The sequence below is a fragment of the Psychromicrobium silvestre genome, assembly GCF_013408295.1.
Lineage (GTDB): Bacteria > Actinomycetota > Actinomycetes > Actinomycetales > Micrococcaceae > Renibacterium > Renibacterium silvestre.
Genome location: NZ_JACBYQ010000002.1, coordinates 1,254,555 through 1,277,325, shown reverse-complemented (window position 1 = coordinate 1,277,325; position 22,771 = coordinate 1,254,555). Strand labels below are relative to the sequence as shown.

The 22,771-nt window shown below is 61.2% G+C and carries 17 protein-coding genes; 6 read left to right on the top strand and 11 right to left on the bottom strand.

What is annotated here, in order from left to right; translation table 11 throughout:
* The first annotated feature begins 3 nt into the window (after positions 1-3).
* Entirely contained in the window at positions 4-1,374 is a 1,371-nt protein-coding gene (locus FHU41_RS13880; protein WP_179390204.1) for a DUF58 domain-containing protein, read from the top strand.
* Positions 1,371-3,701, top strand: coding sequence for a transglutaminase TgpA family protein (locus tag FHU41_RS13875; RefSeq protein WP_179390203.1), 2,331 nt, complete (start codon positions 1,371-1,373; stop codon positions 3,699-3,701). The genes FHU41_RS13880 and FHU41_RS13875 overlap by 4 nt, the downstream gene beginning before the upstream one ends.
* A gap of 6 nt (positions 3,702-3,707) precedes the next feature.
* Here the strand turns inward: FHU41_RS13875 and FHU41_RS13870 are convergent, their stop codons facing one another.
* Together FHU41_RS13870 and rsmI are read right to left on the bottom strand one after the other, a co-directional pair.
* Entirely contained in the window at positions 3,708-5,183 is a 1,476-nt protein-coding gene (locus FHU41_RS13870) for an NAD-dependent succinate-semialdehyde dehydrogenase (protein WP_179390202.1), read from the bottom strand.
* 137 nt (positions 5,184-5,320) lie between these two features.
* The gene (gene rsmI, locus FHU41_RS13865; RefSeq protein ID WP_179390201.1) at positions 5,321-6,184 is read right to left on the bottom strand and encodes a 16S rRNA (cytidine(1402)-2'-O)-methyltransferase; all 864 of its coding nucleotides are present in this window, start codon (positions 6,182-6,184) and stop codon (positions 5,321-5,323) included.
* A gap of 58 nt (positions 6,185-6,242) precedes the next feature.
* On the opposite strand from rsmI, the gene FHU41_RS13860 reads away from it, so the two are divergent.
* Together FHU41_RS13860 and FHU41_RS13855 are read left to right on the top strand one after the other, a co-directional pair.
* Entirely contained in the window at positions 6,243-7,907 is a 1,665-nt protein-coding gene (locus FHU41_RS13860) for a dolichyl-phosphate-mannose--protein mannosyltransferase (protein ID WP_179390200.1), read from the top strand.
* 48 nt (positions 7,908-7,955) lie between these two features.
* Entirely contained in the window at positions 7,956-9,785 is a 1,830-nt protein-coding gene (locus tag FHU41_RS13855) for an AMP-binding protein (RefSeq protein ID WP_179390199.1), read from the top strand.
* Positions 9,786-9,878: 93 nt separating this feature from the next.
* Here FHU41_RS13855 and FHU41_RS13850 read toward each other — a convergent pair whose 3' ends face one another.
* Together FHU41_RS13850 and FHU41_RS13845 are read right to left on the bottom strand one after the other, a co-directional pair.
* Positions 9,879-10,985, bottom strand: a complete 1,107-nt coding sequence (locus tag FHU41_RS13850; RefSeq protein ID WP_343046339.1) for a TIGR01906 family membrane protein — start codon at positions 10,983-10,985, stop codon at positions 9,879-9,881.
* A gap of 59 nt (positions 10,986-11,044) precedes the next feature.
* A complete protein-coding gene (locus FHU41_RS13845; protein WP_179390198.1) occupies positions 11,045-12,037 on the bottom strand; it encodes a stage II sporulation protein M in 993 nt (330 codons plus the stop codon).
* Positions 12,038-12,094: 57 nt separating this feature from the next.
* On the opposite strand from FHU41_RS13845, the gene FHU41_RS13840 reads away from it, so the two are divergent.
* Positions 12,095-12,892 carry an RDD family protein gene (locus FHU41_RS13840; protein ID WP_179390197.1) on the top strand — a complete coding sequence of 266 codons (798 nt, stop codon included), beginning with the start codon at positions 12,095-12,097 and terminating at the stop codon, positions 12,890-12,892.
* A gap of 18 nt (positions 12,893-12,910) precedes the next feature.
* Here FHU41_RS13840 and FHU41_RS13835 read toward each other — a convergent pair whose 3' ends face one another.
* The 4 genes from FHU41_RS13835 to FHU41_RS13820 all read right to left on the bottom strand — a co-directional run bounded on the left by FHU41_RS13835 (position 12,911) and on the right by FHU41_RS13820 (position 16,445).
* Entirely contained in the window at positions 12,911-14,188 is a 1,278-nt protein-coding gene (locus tag FHU41_RS13835; RefSeq protein WP_179390196.1) for an Ig-like domain-containing protein, read from the bottom strand.
* A gap of 128 nt (positions 14,189-14,316) precedes the next feature.
* Entirely contained in the window at positions 14,317-15,783 is a 1,467-nt protein-coding gene (gene ahcY / locus FHU41_RS13830) for an adenosylhomocysteinase (protein ID WP_179390195.1), read from the bottom strand.
* A gap of 9 nt (positions 15,784-15,792) precedes the next feature.
* Positions 15,793-16,017 carry a Trm112 family protein gene (locus FHU41_RS13825; protein WP_179390194.1) on the bottom strand — a complete coding sequence of 75 codons (225 nt, stop codon included), beginning with the start codon at positions 16,015-16,017 and terminating at the stop codon, positions 15,793-15,795.
* Positions 16,018-16,040: 23 nt separating this feature from the next.
* Positions 16,041-16,445, bottom strand: a complete 405-nt coding sequence (locus tag FHU41_RS13820; protein ID WP_179390193.1) for a DUF3499 family protein — start codon at positions 16,443-16,445, stop codon at positions 16,041-16,043.
* A gap of 99 nt (positions 16,446-16,544) precedes the next feature.
* Here FHU41_RS13820 and FHU41_RS13815 point away from each other — a divergent pair, with 99 nt between their 5' ends.
* The gene (locus tag FHU41_RS13815) at positions 16,545-17,060 is read left to right on the top strand and encodes a metallopeptidase family protein (RefSeq protein WP_179390192.1); all 516 of its coding nucleotides are present in this window, start codon (positions 16,545-16,547) and stop codon (positions 17,058-17,060) included.
* A gap of 39 nt (positions 17,061-17,099) precedes the next feature.
* Here the strand turns inward: FHU41_RS13815 and FHU41_RS13810 are convergent, their stop codons facing one another.
* The 3 genes from FHU41_RS13810 to FHU41_RS13800 are packed head-to-tail and all read right to left on the bottom strand — an operon-like array spanning position 17,100 to position 22,698.
* Positions 17,100-18,710 (bottom strand): DUF5719 family protein, encoded by a 1,611-nt coding sequence (locus FHU41_RS13810; RefSeq protein WP_179390191.1) that lies wholly within the window; start codon positions 18,708-18,710, stop codon positions 17,100-17,102.
* Entirely contained in the window at positions 18,710-22,072 is a 3,363-nt protein-coding gene (locus FHU41_RS13805) for a glycosyltransferase (RefSeq protein WP_425503313.1), read from the bottom strand. Before FHU41_RS13805 ends, FHU41_RS13810 begins: the two co-directional genes overlap by 1 nt.
* Before the next feature lie 29 nt (positions 22,073-22,101).
* The gene (locus tag FHU41_RS13800; RefSeq protein WP_425503312.1) at positions 22,102-22,698 is read right to left on the bottom strand and encodes a WhiB family transcriptional regulator; all 597 of its coding nucleotides are present in this window, start codon (positions 22,696-22,698) and stop codon (positions 22,102-22,104) included.
* Positions 22,699-22,771 lie beyond the last annotated feature (73 nt).

Sequence of the window (22,771 nt, the reverse complement as noted above, 5' to 3'; positions counted from 1 at the left end):
ACCGTGGAAGCGTCTAGAGCCAAGTTTCTCAGCACCCGAGGGTGGGGGCTGATTGGCGGGGGCTTGTTCTGCATCGTGCTGGCTCAAATCATGGGTCGCAAGGATTTACTCACGCTGGGACTCTTCCTGTTCCTGCTGCCGCTACTGGCCGCCCTCGGGCTGCGTTTCATCGCCCCCAAATTCACCGTTTATCGGGAGTTCGAGCCGGCTGTCGTCGAAGCCGGTTCCACCACAGCGGTTGACCTGGCAATCGCCAGCCCGGCCAAACTCGGCGCTAAAGTCCGGATGCGGGAGACCCTGCCGGGCAGATTCGGACGCTCCCCGGAATTCAGTTACCCCGGTCGGGTGCAGAACACGGCCGACGTCGGGCAGCGCAGCTCGCGCTATCAGTATCACTTGCGCTCGGCTAACCGCGGACAGTTCGTGATTGGTCCGGTCAGCGCCGAGCTTGGCGATGCCTTCGGCCTGAGTCACCATTTGCGTTCACTGCCCGGCACCGATGTTTTGACGGTCACCCCGCAGGCCGTTGAGCTGCCGATCAACGTGCTCTCCGGGGCGCGCGGCAGCGATGGAATGACGGCCACCCGGCAGCAAGCCAATCCGAGCGATGACGATGTGATGACTCGGGAGTATCGGCACGGCGATCCGATGCGCCGGGTGCATTGGCCAGCAACCGCTCGGCATGGCGAGCTGATGGTCCGGCAAGAGGAATCGGTCACCACGCCCGAGGCCACGATTCTGCTGGACCAACGGGCCAGCAGCTTTGGCCAGGCCGAAGGCTCAGCGCATCGGGGTTGGGAGGAGGAACATCCGGAGCTTCGAAGCACTGCAGGTTTTGAGTGGACGGTCGTGGCCGCGATATCCATCTGCACGCATTTGATCGAGCGGAATTTCGACCTGCGAATGCTTGATGTCTTGGGGCATCCGGGTTTGGCAAGTTCACGTTCCGCGCCGGAGCCGATGGTGGAGGAATACGCTGGCACGGCAGGGCTAGCCAGCATTGCGGAGTCTCTTGCCGCCCTTGAGCTCCAGGAATCCGGCACGGAAGAAGCCTTCAACGATCGGCTACTGGATCGGCTGTCGCTGAACAGGCAACGTGGGCCGATCATCGCACTGCTCGGACAGCTGAGTCCCGATCAGGCACGAACCCTAGCTCCAGCCATCGAGGGCGCCACGGCGGGCTGTGCCATCATCGTCTCCGCTCATCCGGAAGGCGTCGATGAGGCCGGAGCAATCCTCCGACAGGCGGGCTGGCGGGTGGTGCAAGTCGATGAACATAGCAGTCTGGCCGGCGCCTGGAGCTCCTTCGACACCCGCCCGGTGGAGGACCTGGCGGGATATTATTCCGACGCTCAACCAGGACGGCGGCCATGACCTCGCTGCTGGAACACCGGGAGCAGGCCACTCACCAGGCGCAAAAGTCCTCGAAGCGGCAACAGCGGCCACGGCCGGGCTCCGCTCCCTGGGCGATGGCAGCAGCCATCTTCTTGGCCATCTGCGGTACCTCGATTGGCATGGTTGGGGTGTTGCGTGGCAGTAATTGGATTTTCCCCATCGCCTTGACCGTTGGTACCGTGCTGGCTGCTATTGCACTGAGTCGAACGCTCAGGTTGCCTTCAGCCCTGGCGCCCGCCTTCGGTGCCGTGGCGCTGGTTCTGGTGTTGGATCTGTTGTTCTTTGCGGACACCGCCTTCCTGGGGCTGATTCCCAGCCAGGCTAGCCTGGAGCAACTCGGCCCACTGTTCCAGCAGACCTCCGATTCGGTGGTCCGGGAGGTTGCACCAATAGCGGTAAACCCCGGCGTGCTTTTTGTCCTCTGCTTGAGCATTGGTTTGATTACCATCCTGACCGACCTACTCGCCGTCGGACTACTCATGCCTGCTACCAGCGGCCTGCCCTTGGTGGCTATTGCACTGGTTCCTGCAATGATCAAGGCGGATAGTCTCGGAGTGCTCGGTTTCGTCCTGGGGGTCGCCGGCTACTTGCTCATTCTGGTCTCCAGCCGCCGTTTTCAATCGGATTCCGCTGGCCGAAGCTCCACCTCGCAGTGGCTGCGAGTCGGCTCGGTGGGCGCCGGGGCTCTGGTGCTAGCTCTGGTGCTATCGATCATCACCCCGGGTTTCACCTCGGGCACCTTCCCGCAAGGGTCTCGTTTCAACCCCTTCGGCCAGGTAGCCGGGCTAAGCCCTTTCCTTGCCCTGGGGAACGATCTGCGCAACCCCGATGGAGCAGGTCAGGTGATCTATGCGACCTCAGCGGATCATGCCCCCTATTTGCAGACCGTGACGATCGACAATTTCGACAGCGATAATTGGGAACCCACCGACCGGGGAAATGCCATCCAACTGGACGGCGAGATCTCCGATGCGTACGCAGCCCAGGGCGTCATCAACACCCAGGTGAGAACCCAGCTGAGCACGGCAAACTTCTCCAATAGCTGGCTCCCGGTTCCCTACGCGCCTCAGCAGGTGACCGGCCTGATCGGTCGCTGGAGTTTGGACCCCAAGACCTTGAGCATCAAGGCGATTGACCAGAATACTTTGGGTCAGTCATATCAGGTGCAGAGCCTTGAACCTGTGCTCACCCCGGAAATCCTGCGCAGCGCAGTTGGGCGGCCGAGGACCGGCTTTGATCCCATCTTTATGACCCTGCCGCAAAACACTCCCACGATCGTCCGCGAGCGGGCGCACGAGCTCACCGACCGCTCACCCACCCCCTATGACAAGGCAATGGCCATCCAGCAGTACCTCCGAGGCGAAAACTTCAGCTATTCACTACAAGCCCCGGTCTCCGGTGGCTACGACGGCAGCAGCATGGATGCACTGGCTAAGTTTCTGGAGGTGAAGAGCGGCTACTGCGTGCACTTCTCCGCCGCAATGGCATTGATGGCCCGGGTGGCGGGGATTCCAAGTCGAATCGCCGTTGGCTTCGCCCCCGGCACTAGTACCGGGCAAACGGTCACTGTGGGCGATCAAAAATGGAAGCAGTACACCGTGGATGCCCGGCTAGCTCACGCCTGGCCAGAATTGTATTTCGAAGGCCTGGGCTGGGTTCCCTTCGAGCCCACCCCGTCCCGCGGGCAGGTCCCCGATTACGCCATCCCGCCAAGCGGACCGATCTCCAACGATCAGCCACAGGATGAGGTACCTAAGCCCACCTCAAGCCGAAATCCCAGCGAGCAGCCGAGCACCCCAGAGCCTCAAGCCGTCGAAAGCGGAAACTCCTCCTCGGGCTTCAACCCATGGTGGATTGCCTTGCCGCTTGGCTTGCTGGCAGTTCTTGCCGTTCCGGCACTGAGCCGAGCAAGCCTACGACGACGGCGCGCTGCCACCGACTCGGCCACGTCGGCCTGGGGTGAGCTACGGGACAGCGCCGTCGATTATGGCGTGGACTACAGACCGAGTGACACGCCGCGACGCTTCGCGAACCGATTGAAAGACTCTGGCCAGGCCGGATCCAGCGAAATCACGACGCTGGTCCAGGACTTCGAGCGAAGCAGCTACGGACCACCGGGTGATTCCGGATCGAGCTTGAGCGCCGCGGCTCGTACCGAACTGGAGCACACCCGAACCTCGCTGCGCCTGCTGGCTCCCTTAGGGCGGCGCTGGCGCGCGGCCCTCTTACCGGCCTCCACGCTGCGCCGCTGGAGCTCCGGGGTGACTAAAGCGCTAAATCGACTACGCGGCTCCCGGGGGCACTAGCTCTCCTTAGCTGGGATCAGCGATGCCGATGTACTGCGTGTACAGGTATTCTTCGATACCCTCCAGGCCGCCCTCGCGGCCCAGACCGGACTGTTTGACGCCGCCAAAAGGCGCTGCCGCATTGGAAACCACCCCTGCGTTGAGGCCCAGCATGCCGGTCTCCAGCTTCTCCCCCATCCGCAGTCCGCGGTTCAGGTTCTGGGTGAAGACATAAGCCACCAGGCCGTATTCGGTGTTATTAGCCAGCCGAACGGCTTCTGCCTCATCCCGGAAGGTCACAATGGGTGCCACCGGTCCAAAGATCTCTTCGCTCAGGATCCGGGCATTGGCGGGCACATTGCTGAGCACAGTGGGCTGATAGAAGTAGCCGGGGCCCTCCACGGGCGCACCACCGGTTAGCGCCACGGCACCGCCAGAAACCGCGTCGGAGACCAGCTCGTGCACCTTGTCCCTACTCTTCTGGTCAATCAGCGGGCCGACCTTGGTGCTGTCCTCGATACCCGGCCCGGTGGTCATCTCGGCCACCTTGGCGGCAAATTTGGAGCTGAATTCTTCGGCCACTGACTCGTGCACGATAAAACGGTTAGCTGCGGTGCAGGCTTCGCCCATGTTCCGCAGTTTGGCGATCATTGCGCCAGCCACCGCGGCATCAAGATCGGCATCTTCAAATACCACGAACGGTGCATTGCCGCCGAGTTCCATTGAGGTTCGCAGCACATTGTGCGAGGCATCGGCTAGCAGCCGTTGACCAACTTCGGTGGAACCTGTGAAGGAGAGTTTGCGCAGTCGCGAATCCTTCACCAAGCCACCGGTGGTAGCACCGGCGGTGCTTGTGGTGATCACATTGAGTACGCCTGCGGGCAGACCGGCTTCAATCATCACCGCAGCGAATAGCTGCGAGGTCAAGGGGGTCAAGGCGGCGGGCTTGAGCACCATGGTGCAGCCCGCCGCGATGGCGGGGGCAATCTTGCGAGTGGCCATGGCTAGAGGGAAGTTCCAAGGCGTGATCAGCAGGCAGGGACCGACCGGCTTCTTGGTCACCAGCAACCGGGACTTACCATCCGGAGCCACCGAGTATCGCCCAAAGGCCCGTACCGCCTCTTCGGAGAACCAGCGTAGGAACTCGGAGCCATAGGCTACCTCGCCACGAGCTTCGGCCAGCGGCTTCCCCATTTCCAAGGTCATCAGCAGGGCAAAGTCATCCGCTCGCTCGGTAACTGCCTCAAAGGCTCGGCGCAGGATCTCGCCGCGTTCTCGGGGCGCAGTAGCAGCCCAGGATTCTTGTGCCGCGACGGCAGCATCCAGTGCGGCAGCAGCGTCGTCAGCTCCGGCATCGGAGATCGTCAGCAGTACCTCGCCGGTGGCGGGATTGTGCACGTCAAGGGTTTTCCCACTCGCTGCAGGCCGCCACTCACCACCCACCAGAAGACCGGTGGGTACCGACGCTAGAAGTGTTTTGATCCGATCAGCGGAGACAGTCATCGATCATCCTTGAGGTAGAGAGTGGGTTGGAGAATTATCCTCGCGTGTGCCTGCTCTCACGTTATTGCCGAGGATAGCCACTGTCCATGCACGTAAGGTCCTATTAAAGGGAAATTATTTGTGCATTTGACCAGCGTCTAGGAGCTTGATTTCGCAGCCAGCACAGCCTCATAGAGTTCCCTTTTGCTCACTGCCGAGGACTCCGCCACCATCGATACCGCGTCCTTGACTCGCATTCCACCGCTGGATAGCTCCAGCACCGCAGCAACCTGCTCCTCAATCGAACGCACGACGCCGGTGCTGCCGCCCACTACCACCGCAATCTCGCCCCGAACTTCGGAGGAAGAAGCCCAGGAGTGAAGTTCACTCAAAGAGCCACGCAACACTTCCTCGAAAGTTTTTGTCAGCTCTCGCGCCACCGCGGCTTTCCGGGTCCCACCGAAGGCCTCGGCCAGAGCACCCAACATGGGCTCCAAGCGATGCGGCGCCTCAAAGAAAACCAAGGTACGTTTTTCCGCGGCGAGTTCCAACAGCTTACTCATTCGCTCCCCTGCCTTGCGGGGCAGGAAGCCCTCGAAGCCGAAACGGTCAGTCGGCAGCCCGGAGAGGGCAAGCGCGGTTAGCACTGCCGAGGGGCCGGGGATTGCGGTGACTCGGGTACCGCTGGCAATGGCGGCCTGGACCAGCCGGTAACCGGGGTCAGAGACAGCCGGCATTCCGGCGTCGGAAACCATGAGCAGGTTCGCGCCGCCGCGGACCTGCTCAATCAGTTCCGCGGTTCGGCTCGCTTCATTATGTTCGTGGTAGCTGACGATTCTGCCGCTCACGCTCACCCCGAGCGTTGAAGCGAGCTTAAGCAGCCTACGGGTATCCTCGGCTGCAATCAGCTCGGCGGTAGCCAGCCATTCCAGCAATCTCGGTGAGGCATCGCCAGGATTGCCGATCGGGGTAGCACCGAGGACGATCTGACCGGCCGAATCGGCCTCCCGCGAGGACTGCATGCCTTCAAGCCTAGTCTCCGCCGCCATAGTTCCAAGACCCTCCCGGTAGCATGGCAGGGTGAGCCTGAACCTCCTCGACCCCGCGCCGCCGTCGCCCAGGTCCGCCAAGAAGCCAGCTGCTAGCTGGCTGGCCCACCCCAGGGGCGCTTTCAGCTACTCCCAATTGCTACGCAGACTGCAGGGCAATCGTTGGCGTTTCCTGGACACCCCCTTGTCGCTACGGCTCTGGTATTGGCTGACGCCGGTCCTGATGGCGGCCATCGGCGGGGTGCTGAGATTCGTCAATTTGGGCGATCCCAAAACGCTTGTCTTCGATGAAACCTATTACGTCAAAGACGCCTACTCCTTCCTGGTCAGCGGCTATGAGCGCGGCTGGACGGAGAAAGCCAACGATAAGTTCAATATCGGCGACTTCTCCGGCTTACTCAATACCCCCGAATATGTGGTCCATCCGCCGGTTGGCAAATGGATGATCGCCTTTGGGATGCAGATCTTCGGCCCTTCGAGCACTTTCGGCTGGCGCTTTAGCAGCGCCCTAGTCGGCACTCTTTCCATCCTGGTCGTGGCGTTACTGGCCCAGAAACTGTTCCGCTCCACCATTCTGGGCGGCATTGCCGGACTGTTCATGGCCATTGACGGGCACGCCATCGTGCAGTCCAGAACTGCGCTTCTGGACAACTTCGTAATGTTCTTCGCCCTACTCGCTTTTGCCGCGCTGGTGATGGACCGCGACGACGGCAGGAGACGCCTAGCTCGCAGGCTTGCGCTCAAGCTCTCCATCGAACCCAATAAAGCCGATTCCAAAGCCTTGCTCTACGGTCCCTGGCTAGGCATTCGGCCCTGGCGGATCGCGGCAGGCATTGCCTTGGGCTTGTGCACCGGGACCAAATGGTCGGGCCTGTTCTTCATCCTGGGTTTTGGTTTGCTGACCGTTTTCTGGGATATCAATGCGCGCCGGATCGCCGGGGTTCGGTATTGGTTCACGGGGGCTCTACTGAAGGACTCCCCCATTGCATTCCTGACCATCGTGCCGGTCGCACTGGCCACCTATTTGGCGAGTTGGACGGGCTGGTTCCTTTCCTCCGATGGCTGGGGACGGCAATGGGCAGCTAGTCACCCGTCGCCTGGTTGGGACTGGATTCCGGGGCCCTTGCGCTCGCTCTGGAATTATCATTTGGAGGCTTACTCCTTCCACACCGGCCTCGATTCGGATCATCCTTATAAGGCCAATGCTTGGTCTTGGTTTGTAATGGGTCGGCCCACCTCTTTTTACGCTGAATACCCGGATAATCAGTGCGGTTCGGACAAATGCGCCCAGGTGGTCTCCTCAATGGGTAATCCGCTGATCTGGTGGGCTGGCTCGGCCGCGCTGGTGTTCCTGATCGGTTATTGGATTCTGCGCCGGGATTGGCGTGCCGGAGGCATCCTGTGTGCCTGGGCGGTCGGTTATCTACCTTGGCTGATGTACCCGAACCGCACCATCTTCTTCTTTTACGCCATTGCCTACGAGCCCTATATGATCCTGGCTCTGGTGTTCTGCCTGGGACTGGTGTTAGGAAAGCCCAAGGACCCACCCTGGCGCAGACAACAAGGCGCCGTGATGGTCGGCTTCTTCGTGGTGCTCGCCGTGCTACTGAGTGCGTATTTCTATCCGATCTGGACGGCCGAGACCATTACCTATGACTATTGGCGGAGCCATATGTGGATGCCCAGTTGGATCTAAGCAGGTAGCCCTCAAGAATCGAGTACCCCTGAGAGGAGTCGGGAGATCGTGAAGGAAGCCAGTACCCCGCTGATCGTCGAGCTACCAGCCGAGTCGAATATCACCGACCTGCTGTTGGAACGAGTCCGCGCCGATCCACAGGCAGCGCTTTACGAACGCAAGATCGCCGGTCAGTGGGAACCTGTCAGCGCCCAAAACTTTCTGGAGCAGGCAAGCTCCTTGGCAAAGGGCCTCATCGCCTCGGGAATCAGCTCCGGTGACGCGGTGGCCGTGATGTCCGGCACCCGCTACGAGTGGAGTGTATTGGACTTCGCCATCTGGTTGGCTGGTGCCGTCACGGTACCGATATATGAGACCTCCTCGCGGAGCCAGATCGAATGGATCCTGGCAGATTCCGGGGCCCGGCTGGTGGTGGTGGAAGATGCCGGGAAACTTGAGCAATTGCGTGGCGTGATTAGCACCTCGGCGCTGCTCGGACAGGGACCGATTTCGCTCTGGTGCATTGAGGACGACGGCGACTCACCCCACCTCAGTGCCCTGGCCGCCGTCGGAAGCGGAGTGAGCGAGGCCGAACTAGAGGCCGCCCGCAGCACGGCTACGCTAGCTTCGGTTGCCTCCGTGGTCTATACCTCCGGAACCACCGGCCGACCCAAGGGTTGCGAAATCACGCATGGCAACTTCGCCTTGGTGGCCAAGAACGCCATCCCCTTCCTGCCCGAATTGCTCGCCACCGGCAATACCCGCGCGCTGATGTTCCTGCCCTTGGCGCATGTGCTCGCCAGGGCTGTCCAGGTGATCTGCCTGGCCTCCGGCACCACTCTGGGGCACAGCGGTAGCGTCAAGGAATTATTGGCTGATCTGGGCGATTTCCGGCCCACCTTCCTGCTGGTGGTGCCGAGGATCTACGAGAAAGTTCAGGAAGCTGCGCAGCTCAAAGCGGAAGAGTCTGGCCGGGGCCGGATTTTCGCTTGGGCATCGAGTACAGCCGTGCGCTATTCCCAGGCCCTCGATGCACGTTCCCGGGGTTTAGCCGGGCCGTCCCCGCTGCTGCGTACCCGGCACTGGGTCTTCGACAAATTGGTCTATGCGAAATTGCGTCAGACCTTCGGCGGACAAGCAAGATACACGGTTTCGGGTGCCAGTGCGCTCGGCGAACAACAAGCCCACTTCTTCCGAGGAGCGGGCATCGCGGTGCTCGAGGGTTATGGCCTCACCGAATCCACCGCTCCTTGCACGGTCAATACCCCGGAGCACACCCGCGTGGGCACGGTGGGCATTCCGTTGCCGGGCACCACCATCCGGATCGCGGACGACGGTGAGGTCCTGGTCAAGGGAATTGGCGTCTTCAAGGGTTACCACGCAAATCAGGCGGCCACCTCGGAAGCCTTTGTCGAGGACTTCTTCCGAACCGGTGACCTGGGATCCCTCGATTCGGACGGCTTCCTCACCATTACCGGTCGGAAAAAGGAACTAATCGTGACAGCCGGCGGCAAGAACGTCTCCCCCGGCCCGCTGGAGGCCGCACTGCGCAATTCCCCGCTGATTTCCCAGGCCGTGGTGCTCGGCGAAGGCAAGGCTTTTGTCAGCGCGCTACTGACCCTCGACGTAGCGGCTTTCGAGCGTTGGCGGGTTCAGCATGGCCTGAGCGTGGAGCTTCGGCAAGCGGATTCCTCCGCCCCACTCCGCGCCGAGCTCCAGCTGGCCGTCGACGCCGCGAATAGCACAGTTTCCCGAGCCGAATCCATTCGCGCCTTCGCCGTTCTGCCGGAGGATTTCAGCGTTGAGTCCGGGCAGTTGACTCCCTCACTCAAGGTCAAGCGCGCCACCGTGCTGAGCGATTACCAATCGGTCGTCGACCGCCTCTACCCCAAGCCTTAACCTCAAAGCGCGAGTTCGCGTCTAACTCTCGGATTCGCCTGTTTTTAGAGGCGAATCCGAGAGCGACAAGCGAACTCGCGCTAGGTAATCGGGCTAGGCGGCGGCTCGGCGGCCTTGGCTGGGTCGGCCGGCTTTAGCGGCCAATTCACGACGACGCCGGGTGGGCCAGCTGAAGGCGAAAGTCAGCGAAGCGGCCAGCAGAACCAGCACCCCGATAACGGCAGCGGAATCGGTCCAGAACTGCTCGGGGAATAGCCGAATCAGCGTATCCGAGAGCTGGAATGTCCAGGTTCCGTTGGCGAAGAAGAGCTCGTGGAAGTCGGTGAAGAAGCGCTCCCAGCCGAGCAGAGCGAAGACCGCGATCCCGATAATAATGACCAAGGTGGCAATGGAGCCCGCGAACAGCGCACGACGAACGCCGCCAACGCTACGCCGGGAAAGGTAGAACATCCCGATGATCATCAGCACCAGGAGGACCAGACCGATCAGCATCGAAATCTGATAAACACCCTTCACATCGGCCATATGACTCACCTCGCCCGGCTGGAAGAGCTTTGTGGTGCCGTCGCCACCCACCAGGTCACCGAGGAAACGAGGAGCGGTGAAATTGTTCAGGTAATCCACCGCGTAGGAGCCAAAGGTCACCCGGTCTTCAACCCCGAAGCCAAAGGTGTCAACAGGAAAGCCCGGACGGTTGTATTCAATCCAGAGGAATGCTGGAGTGGCAATTGCCCGAATCGCCAAGGTGAGCAGCACGATCGGGAAGAACACCGCGACCAAAACCTGCCAGATCCTCGGTGCCAAAGGGCGCACTTTTGCGGCCTGTTCCCGTTCGGCAGCCCGGCGTCCGACTTCTTCTTCCGGGGGCCGGATTGCCAACATGGTGGTCTCGGTTGGGACGTCCTTCTGAGCCGCGAGCGGAGCCTTCTGCAAGGCTTCCGGCTTCGGCTGCCCCACTTTCTCCTCGGCCTTCTCGGCGGGCTTCGCAGCCTTCTCCGCAGGTACGGCTGGCTTCTCGTTCGATTTTGCCGTCGGGGAAGCGGCGGCCATCCATCCGAAGGCGGGCTCGTTGCTGGCCGAGCTTTGGTGCTCCTTCAGCTCCTTGGCCAGGTCATCTGCTCCCTGCTGGGTGCTGCCGGTGGGGGTATCCGGTTTCTTGTCCTCAGGCTTGCCCGCGGGCGGCTGTACTTTTTCACTCACACAGCGAGATTACCCGCCCGAACCTGCCGGATCGCGCTGCCACCCCGCACGAAACCGGATTAGACCGCCGGAACTGTCGCTCCGGCGTCCTCCTCGGCGAGGTCCGAACTCCGGCCTGCCTTGAATGCTCGGCCGCCCAGCAGCAGCGCGTAACACCAATACGCCGCGAGAACAGCCGCTCCGATGCTGATCTTCAACCAAACCGGAAGCGGTGAAGGAGTAACAAAGCCTTCCACCAACCCAGAAACCAACAGCACCAGAACCAAGCCAATGGCTACCGTAATGAGCGAGCGCCCCTCCTGAGCCAAGGACTCGATACGGCGACGCGGGCCGGGAGCAATCCAAGCCCAGAAAATCCTCAGTCCCGCCGCTCCGGCAATGAAAATCGCTGTCATTTCCATCATGCCGTGCGGCAGAATGTAGCTGAAGAACACGTCTCCACGGTTATAGGCGAACATTACCCCCGCCGACATGCCAAGACTTGAGGCGTTCCCGTAAATCATCGCGGGCACAAAGACCCCGGTAATACCGAAGGCCACTGATTGAGCCGCGATCCAGGCGTTATTCGTCCAAACCTGGCCAGTGAAGGAGGCCGCGGGGTTCTCTGAATAGTAATTAACGAAGTCTTGCTCCACATACCGACGGAATTGCTCATCGCTGCCGAGCGCCTTGAGCACCTCAGGATTGCCGGATACCCACATCCCGTAGAACAAGGAGATCAGCACAAAGGCTACGCCGATGGAAACGGTGAGCCAGCGCAAGCGGTAAAACGCTACGGGAAGGGAGACCACGAAGAAAGTGGAAATGTCCTCAAAGACATTGGATCGAGCGCCGGTGAACTTGGTGCGGGCCTGAGCTAGCAGGGCGGAAAGCGAGGCCGAAAGCGCACCCTCCGGTGCCACCGATCGAATCATCGATAGATGGGTGGAGGTCGATTGGTATAATTTCAGCAGTTCGTCGGCCTCTTGTCCGCTCAGCCGACGGCGCGCGGAAAGCGCTTTGAGCCGGGCCCAATCGTCACGGTGCACCACGGTGAAAGCGTCCAAATCCACAACACCACCCTACTGGATGGCTCGGTCCGGGTGGCAGAGTCACATAGGCTTATCGGCATGAGCAGCATCGTCACGGGTGAAGCGGTTGTCCTGGAACTACGGCCTGCCTCTTTTGCGGCCCGCAGCCTAAGCGCCCTGATCGACGTAGTCACCATCGTGCTGCTCTACATTCTCAGCCTGCTCGTCATTTTCTCGACCATCCGGAACCTCGACCAGGCGGCAGGAACCGCAATTATTACCGGCCTACTGATCTTCTACACCGTCATTGTCCCGGTCACCCTCGAAACTCTGACTCGTGGGAAGTCGCTGGGCAAGTACGCGATGGGCCTACGAGTGGTGCGCGACGACGGTGGCTCCATCCGCTTCCGGCAAGCCTTAATCCGTGGCTTGCTGGGGTTCTTCGAGTTCTACATGAGCTTCGGCACCATCGCTTTTCTGGTGTCGATCTTCAATCAGAAGTCCAAGCGCCTCGGTGATCTGGTAGCCGGAACCTACGCAATGCGCGGGCGGGTGCCCGCCACCCCAGAACTACGGCTGAGCACGCCGCCCTATTTGCTGGGCTGGTCCCAACTGGCAGATATTGCCAGGCTGCCTGATGGACTTGCCCGCCGGATTTCGCAATTCCTTAACCAAGCCCCCAAGATGACCCCAGTTTCCCGGGATAATCTGGCTCGCAGCTTAGCCGACGAAGCGAGCGGATGGGTTTCCCCACCGCCACCCGCTGGCACCATGCCGGATGCGTTCTTAGTGGCCTTGAGTGTTGAGCGTCGAGAACGTGATTACCGTCGCCTGATAGCCGCCAAGGTCCGCTCGGACGCGCTGGGGGCCAGGCTCAATAGGCTGCCCTTCGAATAACTGCTCGTCCGCTACGGCTTAGCCATTTCCCGAAGCGTAGCTCTTGAAGGGGACGTTCCAATCGCCGAAGCCATCGTCATTGGCGATGGTCTCATTGGGTGAATTGATAACGTGCACCACGGAGCCGAACAGGAAGTTATCAAACATGAACTTCGCGTTAGGGGCGTCCATACCGATGCAACCGTGTGACAAGTTAGTCACGCCAATATAGGGCAAGGCGCTGTCGGTAGCCTGGTGAATGAACTCACCGCTGAGGCTGAGCCGGGTAGCATGTCGCACCGTGATCACCCCATAGTCGGCCGGATCGCCGGGCTTAAGGCCAATCGTGGAAGCCTTGAACACTGCAGGGTCCTGCTTATCCCGGAGCACCACCAGATAACCGGAGGCGGAGGGGAACCGTTCGTCACCCATGGTGACTGGAATGGTCTTGACCAGCTTGTCGTTCACGTAATACTTAGCAACGTGGTTGGCTGCATCCGCTTCAAGAACCTGCTTATCGCCGATCTTCATGGTGATGGTTTTGTTGAAGTTACCAATCTGACCATTTCCGAAGTCCACCCCGAAAAGCTTCATATCGACGGTAACGGTGCTGCCAGCCTTCCAGAAAGCGGCCGGCCGCCAGCGGACCATGGTATCGCCGTACCAACGGAACGCCCCGGTCTGGCCCGAAGTGGAAGTGACCTTAATGGCTTTTTCCACGGCCTTCTTGTTCAGCACAGGTTCACTAAACGTCAACTGCACGGGCTGCCCCACGCCCACAACTGAGCCGTCCGGGGTGTAGCTTGAGGCGTCGGCTTCATTGGCTGCGGGGACCGTGCTAAAGGTTTGTGTCTTGCTCGTTTCGTGATTGGCCTGATCCACCACGGTGAATTTGTAGGTGTAGCCGCTATCGAATTTGAGCTGCTCGCTTGCCGTCCAGGTGGAGCCGTCCGCGCTGATTGCACCCTTCACGTCCGCGCCGGAAGTGTTGTTGATCAAACTAACGCTTTTCACCGTGCCATTCGTTGCTTTGACGACGGCGGGAGTCGCCGGGTTGACCTGCAAGGCACCACTGGTGGGGGTAACCCCCACGGTCATCGGCTTGATCACCGGAGCCGCCAAGCTGGGATCGCTGTTTGCGGGTTTCTGAGCGTCCGAAGCATCCGAAGCGACCGAGGCAGCGTTGCTGCTGCTGTTCCAGGTCTGCGCGGTGGCCGCGCCTACCCCGCCAGCGACCGCCAAGGCACAGACCGTGGCGATAACGCCGATCTTCCAGCCCTTGCGGCTCTTTTTGGCCTGCTCAGTGGTTTCAGTCACAACTTGCTCCCCGCGCCGCAGCTCGCACCGGTCTCCCGGCAAAATGTATATCAATTATTTTATCCCATGCCCGAGCTTAAACCCGGCCATGACGTATCTCAGTCCGGCAACGAATTGCTGTGAAATCCTTAGTAGCGGTAATGCTCCGGCTTATAAGGGCCCGCAACGTCCACATCCAGGTATTCGGCCTGCTCCTTGCTCAACTCGCTCAGTTCGACGCCGAGCGCCGACAAATGCAGCCGGGCCACCTTTTCGTCCAAGATCTTCGGCAGCACATAGACCTGATCTTCGTACTCGCCGTTGCCATGCTTGCTGAACAACTCGATCTGAGCAATGGTCTGGTTTGCGAAGGAGTTGCTCATCACGAAGGAAGGATGCCCGGTGGCATTTCCTAGGTTGAGCAGCCTGCCCTCGGAGAGCACGATGATCGAACGCTCCTGCTCACCGCCCTGATCGAAGACCCATTCGTGCACCTGTGGCTTGATTTCAACCTTCTGCACACCAGGAACCCTGCCCAAACCAGCGATGTCTATCTCGTTATCAAAGTGGCCGATATTGCCGACGATCGCCTTGTTCTTCATGGCCAGCATCTGATCGGCCATGATCACGTCTTTATTGCCGGTGGTGGTGATGAAAATATCGCCTTGACCGAGCACCGAGTCGAGTTTGGCCACCTGGTAACCGTCCATTGCGGCTTGCAAGGCACAGATCGGATCTATCTCGGTCACAATGACCCGGGCACCTTGGCCCCGTAGCGCCTCGGCTGCACCTTTACCGACGTCTCCGTAGCCACAGACCACCGCGACCTTGCCGCCGATCAGCACATCGGTGGCGCGATTCAAACCGTCCGGCAAGGAATGCCGGATGCCGTACTTATTGTCGAACTTGCTCTTAGTCACCGAATCATTGACGTTAATGGCGGGGAAGAGCAGCTTGCCCTGTTCGGCGAGCTGGTAGAGCCTGTGTACGCCGGTCGTGGTCTCCTCGGTGACACCTTGGATCCGAGCGGCTATTTTGGTCCATTTCTGCTTGTCCTCGGCTTGGGCGGCACGCAGGCGTTCCAGCACAATCTGCCATTCCTCGGAGTCGTCTTCGGCGGCTGAGGGAACGCCGCCTGCCGCTTCGTACTCCACACCTTTGTGCACCAACATGGTGGCGTCGCCACCGTCGTCCAGAATCATATTGGGGCCAAGTTCCGGATCCTGGTCCGCGCCTGGCCAGCTCAGGATCTGTTCCGCCGTCCACCAATACTCTTCCAGTGATTCACCTTTCCAGGCGAAGACGGGAACACCGCTCGGGTTCTGCGCGGTCCCCCGGCCCACCACCACGGCGGCCGCGGCTTCATCCTGGGTAGAGAAGATATTGCAGGAGGCCCAGCGCACCTCAGCACCGAGGGCCACCAGGGTCTCGATTAGGACGGCGGTCTGCACCGTCATATGCAAAGAACCGGCGATCCGGGCTCCCTTGAGTGGTTGGCTCTCGCCAAACTCCGCGCGCAGGGACATCAGCCCGGGCATCTCGTGCTCGGCAAGCCGAATCTGGTGACGACCGGCTTCGGCTAATGAGATATCGGCGATTTTGTAATCGAAAGACACAAGGGCTCCTCAGGCGTTTTCGCCATGGCTGGGGGTGCTGGGACGATCTTCAGTGGCGCTGCTATAGGCCTCTGTGGGTAGCAGGATGGCGATGCCGTCCTGAATGGGGTAACGCAGCAGCTGCCGTTCGGGGCCGGGCAGTTCACCGATCAACTCATCGTTGTCCTGGTGAAGTCGCGAACCGGTAACTGGGCAGCGCAGGATGCTCAGTAAGCTGCTCTGAAGACGAGACATTTTCCTAGCCTACTGCGTTCGATTCAGTCCCGGAGAATTCTCAGGTGCCCTCGCCGGGTGGCGTGGCTCGGGCCGTCACCGCGCTCGGTAGGAGACTCCAGCGGAGGTGGGGTAGTGCGTTGCGCCGTGCCAGGGCCTGAGGGCTGCTCGGGTGGTTCGGCAGCCGCTTCCCGCACCGCATCGGCCAAGGCTAGGAGATCATCGGGATTGGGCGGCGGCGGACCGTCCGGCATTGCCAGTCGGAGCACTTCCCAGCCGCGCGGCGCGGTGAGCCGCTCGGCGTGCAGCGCACAGAGGTCATAGCTATGCGGCTCGGCGTAGGTAGCCAAGGGACCAAGCACAACCGTTGAATCCGCGTAGACATAGGTCAGCGTGGCTACCGCGGACCGCTGGCACCCAGAACGTGAACACTGACGCATCTTTCCCACGAATATGTAGCCTACCCGTCCGCGCAGACAGTTCACGCCAAGAACGGGATCGAAGGCGGAGATGTCGCTGGATCTGGCATCCAGGACTAGCATCGGAGTATGGAGTTCGAGCAGGTAAAAGGATGGCGGTTCAGGTTCGCCGCAACCGCCGAAAGCTCCGGAGCGGCAGCACATTCCGGGGGCAGATCCTTTCTGGAGCGACGCCGGGATCGGCACGGCCGTGGTCTACGCGGTGCGCTGCTGATAGCTCCGCTCCCCGGAGCCCGCAGCCGCTCGGAACGCTTCGACGATCTAGTGGTCGACTCAGCGGAACGGCTGGAAGATATCTGGGGCGCGTCGATGGACCGTTTGCAATTTGCTGTGGAGGAAATCCCGGGAAACCTGGAAGAACTGGTCGCCTCGGGCGATAGCGCACCATTTGCTGCCTATCGTCCAGCCCAAGACGCCGCCCCCGCAAGCATTACGATTTTTCGTCGGCCCATTTTGCAAAGGGTGGAAAGCGATGAGGATCTGCGTGAGGTAGTACACGATGCCGTGGTGGAACAGGTCGCGGTGTACCTCAATCTCAGCCCCGAAGCGGTTGATCCGCTCTACGGCCGAACCCGACGGTTCTAAGCTTCCACTCGGGCTATAACGGAAGAGTCCCTGCCCAGCTCAGTACCCCAAGGAAATCGGTACGCTCGACTGATTGACCACGCTCCGCGGGATGGCCAGCATTGTCAGCCCGTTGCCACCCTTCTGATTGATCAACTGCGAACCGTAGGCTGCGTCTCCACTTGCCGAGACCAGAAATCCCACCACCCCCGCGCCAGCGAGTTGAGTCGGATCCAGTAGCACCGTGGTGCCACCGTTCAAATCCAAGCTCTTAGCTGCTTGCAGCGTCCCATCTTGTTGGACCGGGGTCAGCGAAAGCTTTGCTTTTCCGCTGGGTGCCGTGAAAACCAGTCTGCTAGCGACTCCGGCGGGCAAGGTGATCAGTTGATTATCGGCCAGCTTCGTGGCTGCGGCGCTGCTTGCCAGGTCAACCGGTTCGCCCGTCTTACTGCCGCGTACGCTGCGCACCGAAGCGGTGATCTGCGCATCTGCAGACAATTCAACGGTGTAGGCTCCTGCCGGTAATCCGCTCAGTGCCAGTTCGGAAACGGCCCCAGCCTTGGCGGTGAAGACACCACCATTCGGCAAGGCTGCCGGACCGCTCTGGCCGTATACCTTGACCTGAACGACGGTATCGGCCGCTCCCGGCACGGCGACCTGCAAGGTGGTCTGCGCGTCGGCATAGTCGGACTGGCTAGAGATCTGGCTGGCCAGGCTTGGGGCCATGGTCAGCACACCCGGAATCACCTGATGCTGGTTCGGGGCAGCCACGGTGCCAAGATTCTCCACTCCCCCAGGAGTCAGTCCGCGCAACACCGATTGCTGTATCACTGCGCTGACCGCGCCACCGGTGGAGCGCAGGTGGACCGCCAATTCCTTCTGGCCTGGAGCCAGGCCTGCCAGCACAATGGCTCGGTTGGTTCCTGGTGCCACCAGCAGCCCCTTGGCCCCGGGATTCTGGATCTGCCCGGCTGAGCCGTAAAGGTCAAGGTTCACCGTGGCAGGAGTGCTGGAGGAATTCGAAAGGTTTAAGACGGCGGTCCGCCCCACCTCGGTGCTGGCGCCCAGCAGCCAGGCATCGTTGGAAGGCGACTGGCAACTGCTCCCAGCCAATCCTCGTAGATCACCATCGCTCGCACTGAACAACTGAACGGCGGAGGCGGGCGTGCGCTGGTCATTGACCGGGTCCACTCGCAGTACCGATGGGCTGTTGGTCGATTTGGCCTGCAGGGCGGCAGCCTTACCCAAACTCGGGGCTGCTCCTGGCGTAGCGCTCGGAACGCTGCTGGGCTGGCTGGAGATTTTGGCCAGCGGAGCGGTCGTGGAGTCAGCCTTGAGCGAGCTCAACACGCTGTTGGGCAGTACCGATTTATCGTTACTCAGCACGAGCGCGCTGATCTCATTCTTTGCGCTGGTAGAGGCGGCTGAGAACTGCGGATCGGTGCCATCTGCACTGGCCTGCAGTAACTGCGCCGGTCCAACGCAGTTGGCAATGGTCTGGCCGGCGGGCAATTGAGCGGCCTGCGCCTCCAGTGATTTACCCGCTGCAGCACCCGGGAACAGGCTGCCCGCGGCCACCACAGCACCGGCAAGAACTGCGATACCTGTTCCGCTGAGCACACCAAAGACAGTTCGCGACTTAGCCGCTGCTCGGGTTTTGGATTCAGCCATTATTGTCCGTCACCATCTCTATTGGAACTATCACTTTCAGCAGCACCACCGGAATCAGTAACTTTCGCGGCAACTCGTTTTTCCGGCGCTACGGAAGCACCCCGCGCTCGGCTGACTCGACTGATCCGGCCGCGACCGGCGGGCATCGGGATAGCGAGCAGTGCGGTCAGGCCCAGCACCACTATCTGGGCCACTATCCACCAAGGTGCCCAGGGCTGTTGGTAGCGCACCTCCAAATGGCCTCCGCCAGCGGGGAGCTGAAATGCTTGAGCCCATTCTGAGCCCGATGGACCAGTCACCGAGTTGAGCTTCTGACCATCGAGCCAGGCGGTCCAACCTGGATCGGCGCGTTCGGCGAGCACCAGCAAGCGTCCATCTTGCCCGGTCGAAAGCTGGGTGCCGACGCTTTCCAGTTCGGAGGGAAGGTAACCAACCGTGGCACCCTTTCCATCCTCGATCCGTACTCGGCCGACGGTATCCGAGGCGTTCGCCACGGAATCGTTGGTCTTCACCTCCGGAGTCACCCGCCAGAGCCAGCCCTGATCGGTCGGCCCCACAGTGGCCAGTCCGGGCACCGCATCGATTTGGCTAGCCAGTAGCTCGGCTGAGGTATCTCCTTGACGGAGCACAACGAACCCTACTCCGAGGCCGTTTAGCTGGGGCAGCGGATTGACACCGGTACCCGCCACGATGGCAGCGACCGCGCTGCGTAGCTGCGCGTCAACGGAATCACCAGAGCTAATGCTCTCTGCGCCGGGCAAGCCGCTGATGCCTTGGGACTCTGCGATGCTGGACAGCGCATCGAGTGTGGTCCCGCCGCCGCGCATCAAGCTGGCAGAGAATTGCCCCTCCGAGCCGACCGTGATCACCAAGGTGCGGCTCTGGTCCTGGCCAAGGCCACGGTCTGTCGCGGTAGCTGGGAGGCTGCGATCGGCAGCTGTCTGAACCGCGGTGCCGCCGCTCAGATTTTGGGAGAGCCACATACTCAAGCTGAGCACGGGAGAGATCAGCAATAGCACCGTGAGCACCCCGGCAACGGTACGGGGAAGCCCGCGCCCCTTGCCTTCGCTACTACCCGCCGAACGCCAGCTCTGCACGCCGTCGAGGCCGATCATGGCGGCACCGAGTAACGCGAATACCAGCACCGAAACAGCGGGGCCACTGAAGGGGGTAACCAAGTCATTGGCTCCCAGAGCAGTGCCAATCATGCTTACGGCGTATCCCAGAACGATCGCCAGTACGGCCACTAGCCAGAGCACCCGCACGGTGGCAGGCCTACGCTTTGGCCAGACCAGGGCGGCCAGAGCCAGCAGCACAAGCGGTGCCCCGATCAGCAGTGCTGCCAACCAAGCCCAAGGAAATCCGCTAGGCAGCCAAGATGCACCGGCTACGGTTGCGTCACTTCCCAGCAAGATCGGTTGGCCCAGTAGCTGCTGCCAACTAGGCGCGTTATTGAAGGCCAGCGGCAGGCCGGGATCGGCCAGCAGCGCACGCGGACGGTCCAGCACCGAAGCGACAAAAGGTCCGAAAAGTACCAAGCTGGGCAGCAATGTCCACCACAGGGTACGGGCGCGTCGGCCGCCGAACACCATCAAGAAAATCACCATCACGACGGCGAAGGGCAGTAGGATCGGTGCACTCGCGGTAAGCACGGCGAGACCAAGGCCAGCGGCCGCGGTGGCCGTCCAGGACACCCGAACGGCCGTATTATTGGCACCCGGTTTACCGATAGGCAAAGCTGCGGTGCTTGCGGGATCCGCGGCGCTACGTCGGTGTGCGGCTCCCATGGCCCGAATGAACCCCAGGAAAACCCAAGGGATCATTAGATGCGCGATCAGAGTGCCGAGCCGCCCCTGGCCCAACGAGATCAGCAGGACCGGAGCGCCAGCCCAGATCAGGGCGGCCAGCAAGCGCGGCCAGCGACTCTTACTCAGAGCCCCGGCACAGAACCAGGCACCCAGACCGGCCAGCGGAAGGGCCAGCAAGACCAGCCAGGTCACCGCAGCAGAGCCATTGCCCAAGCCGAGAACTCCCAGCACCCAAAGAACCAGGTCGAAGGGCTCACCGTGCCCGGGCCAGCCGGCACCCAGCCCCACCCACCAGCTCGTTGCATGCTGCCAAATATCGGACAGCTTGCTGGAGAGCGGCAACAGGGCTCCTCCGGTCAGCGCCTCGGCACCGATGAACCTGAAAAGCGCCACCACGGATACCAGGCCAAGTAGCACGACGGCGAGAACGGCACCGCTGCCAACCCACAGTCGGCGGGAGCTGCTCAGCGCGGCAAAATCATCTTGGGCATCGCCACTGGGCACGTATTCGGCAGAATCCAGCGGCTCGTCCTCGGCATCTTGACCGGTTTCGGTGAGCGATTCCAGTAACGCCCTGCGATAGCTACGTACATCGGGGCCGCTCACCTGGAGGCCTCGAATGACCTTTCGGGATACCCGCCGGCTGCGGTTCGCGGCCGATCGCCCTCTAAAAACAGCGCCGGGTCTAAACAATGCGGCAACGGTAGCCAGCAGCTGTCGAAGGCCGTGTCCGGGATCTTTAAACAGAATCCCGGCCAACAATTGCCAGAAGCCGCCTAGTAGCGCGCCAATCCAGAAGAACGGAAGCTGCCACCAGCTAGCGTGCTTGAGTCGCAGATGGACCTCGGCTTTTCGGGCAACTTGGGCGGTATTGAGGCTGCCCGGACGGTCGCGCAAATGGGACATCCGGGCGCTCGGAACCACCACCACCCGGTGCCCTGCCAGGCGGTTCCGCCAGCACAGATCGACGTCGTCCCCGGTACCCGGCAGCGCCGGATCAAAGCCGCCCAGTTGTTGCCAGACGTCTCGGCGCACCAGCATGCCGGCGGAGTTGACGGCGAACATATCGGTGCGTCCGTCGTATTGGCCCTGGTCCTGTTCGTCGAGCTCAATCATGGTGAGCCGCTCGCCCCAGCGCGAGGTGCTCAGGCCAACGTCGATCAGGCTGCGCTCGTCGTCCCAGTCCAGTTGTTTACAACCTGCGATGGTCACCGATGGGGCACGCTCAACCGCTCGGAGCAGTTCGCCGAGAGCTTGCGGAGCGGGTGCCGAGTCATCGTGAAGCAGCCAGAGAAACTCCGTTTCCGGGGATTCGCCTACCTTCGCCAACTCGGCAAGTCCGGTACGCACCGCCGCGCCAAAACCGGCCCGGCTCTCGGTGTTCCGACCACCTAGTTGGACAACATTTGCCCCACCCAGTGCTTCTTTGAGGATCGCCGCCGATTGATCCGAGGAACCGGAGTCCACGGCGATCAGCCGGTCAACGGCTCTGCTTTGCGCCTGGATGGCTTTGAGAACTCTCGGTAAATACGCAGAGCCGTTGTGGGAGACCACAACGGCTGTGACGCGGATAGCTTCGGAAATCAGACTGCTCGCTTCCGTAACCGGCGACGTTCGCGTTCGGATAGACCGCCCCAAATACCAAACCGCTCGTCGTTAGAAAGTGCATATTCAAGGCATTGACTGCGCACATTGCAGGAGCCGCAGACCTTCTTGGCATCGCGGGTGGAGCCACCCTTCTCGGGAAAGAAAGCTTCGGGGTCCGTCTGCGCGCACAGCGCATCGGCTTGCCAACCAAGTTCGCCTTCATCGGCAGGATCTCCCACCGAGACACCGGGTAGGCCGATCCAGATCGCCTGGCTGACCGAGTGCGGGGCGGCATGGCTCAGGTCGAGCTCTGGTTCCACTCCGGGATACTGCGCTGGATTGCTGTCCAGTTCTTCGTGCGCAGCTAGGAAAGCGGTGGCGGCGTCTTCAAGGGATTCCTTTTGAGTGGCCTGATAGCGTTCGGCGGCCTGCGGATCAGCGGGATCGACATACCAGTCACTAGGAATGCCGCGAGAACGATAAACCGAGGCGGCTTGCGCCGCAATCGCCGATTCGTCGTCGAAGTCTTCGGCCCGCCCGTCCGGAGTGAATTCACTACGCTCCGCTTGCCCCATGCTGGTCCTCCTGGTCATGCCGCAGCTGTATTGCTTTGGTCTTGCATTGTTTGATTCGCTGTTACAGGTTGCTCTGCCGCGGCTTTCGTCC

Excerpts from the sequence above, each read along its gene's own strand:
- FHU41_RS13840 (WP_179390197.1), top strand. The coding sequence starts at position 12,095 with ATGAGCAGCATCGTCACGGGTGAAGCGGTTGTCCTGGAACTACGGCCT.
- FHU41_RS13825 (WP_179390194.1), bottom strand. The coding sequence starts at position 16,017 with ATGTCTCGTCTTCAGAGCAGCTTACTGAGCATCCTGCGCTGCCCAGTT.
- FHU41_RS13810 (WP_179390191.1), bottom strand. The coding sequence starts at position 18,710 with ATGGCTGAATCCAAAACCCGAGCAGCGGCTAAGTCGCGAACTGTCTTT.
- rsmI (WP_179390201.1), bottom strand. The coding sequence starts at position 6,184 with ATGCAGTCCTCGCGGGAGGCCGATTCGGCCGGTCAGATCGTCCTCGGT.
- FHU41_RS13870 (WP_179390202.1), bottom strand. The coding sequence starts at position 5,183 with ATGACTGTCTCCGCTGATCGGATCAAAACACTTCTAGCGTCGGTACCC.
- FHU41_RS13815 (WP_179390192.1), top strand. The coding sequence starts at position 16,545 with ATGGAGTTCGAGCAGGTAAAAGGATGGCGGTTCAGGTTCGCCGCAACC.
- FHU41_RS13800 (WP_425503312.1), bottom strand. The coding sequence starts at position 22,698 with ATGACCAGGAGGACCAGCATGGGGCAAGCGGAGCGTAGTGAATTCACT.
- FHU41_RS13875 (WP_179390203.1), top strand. The coding sequence starts at position 1,371 with ATGACCTCGCTGCTGGAACACCGGGAGCAGGCCACTCACCAGGCGCAA.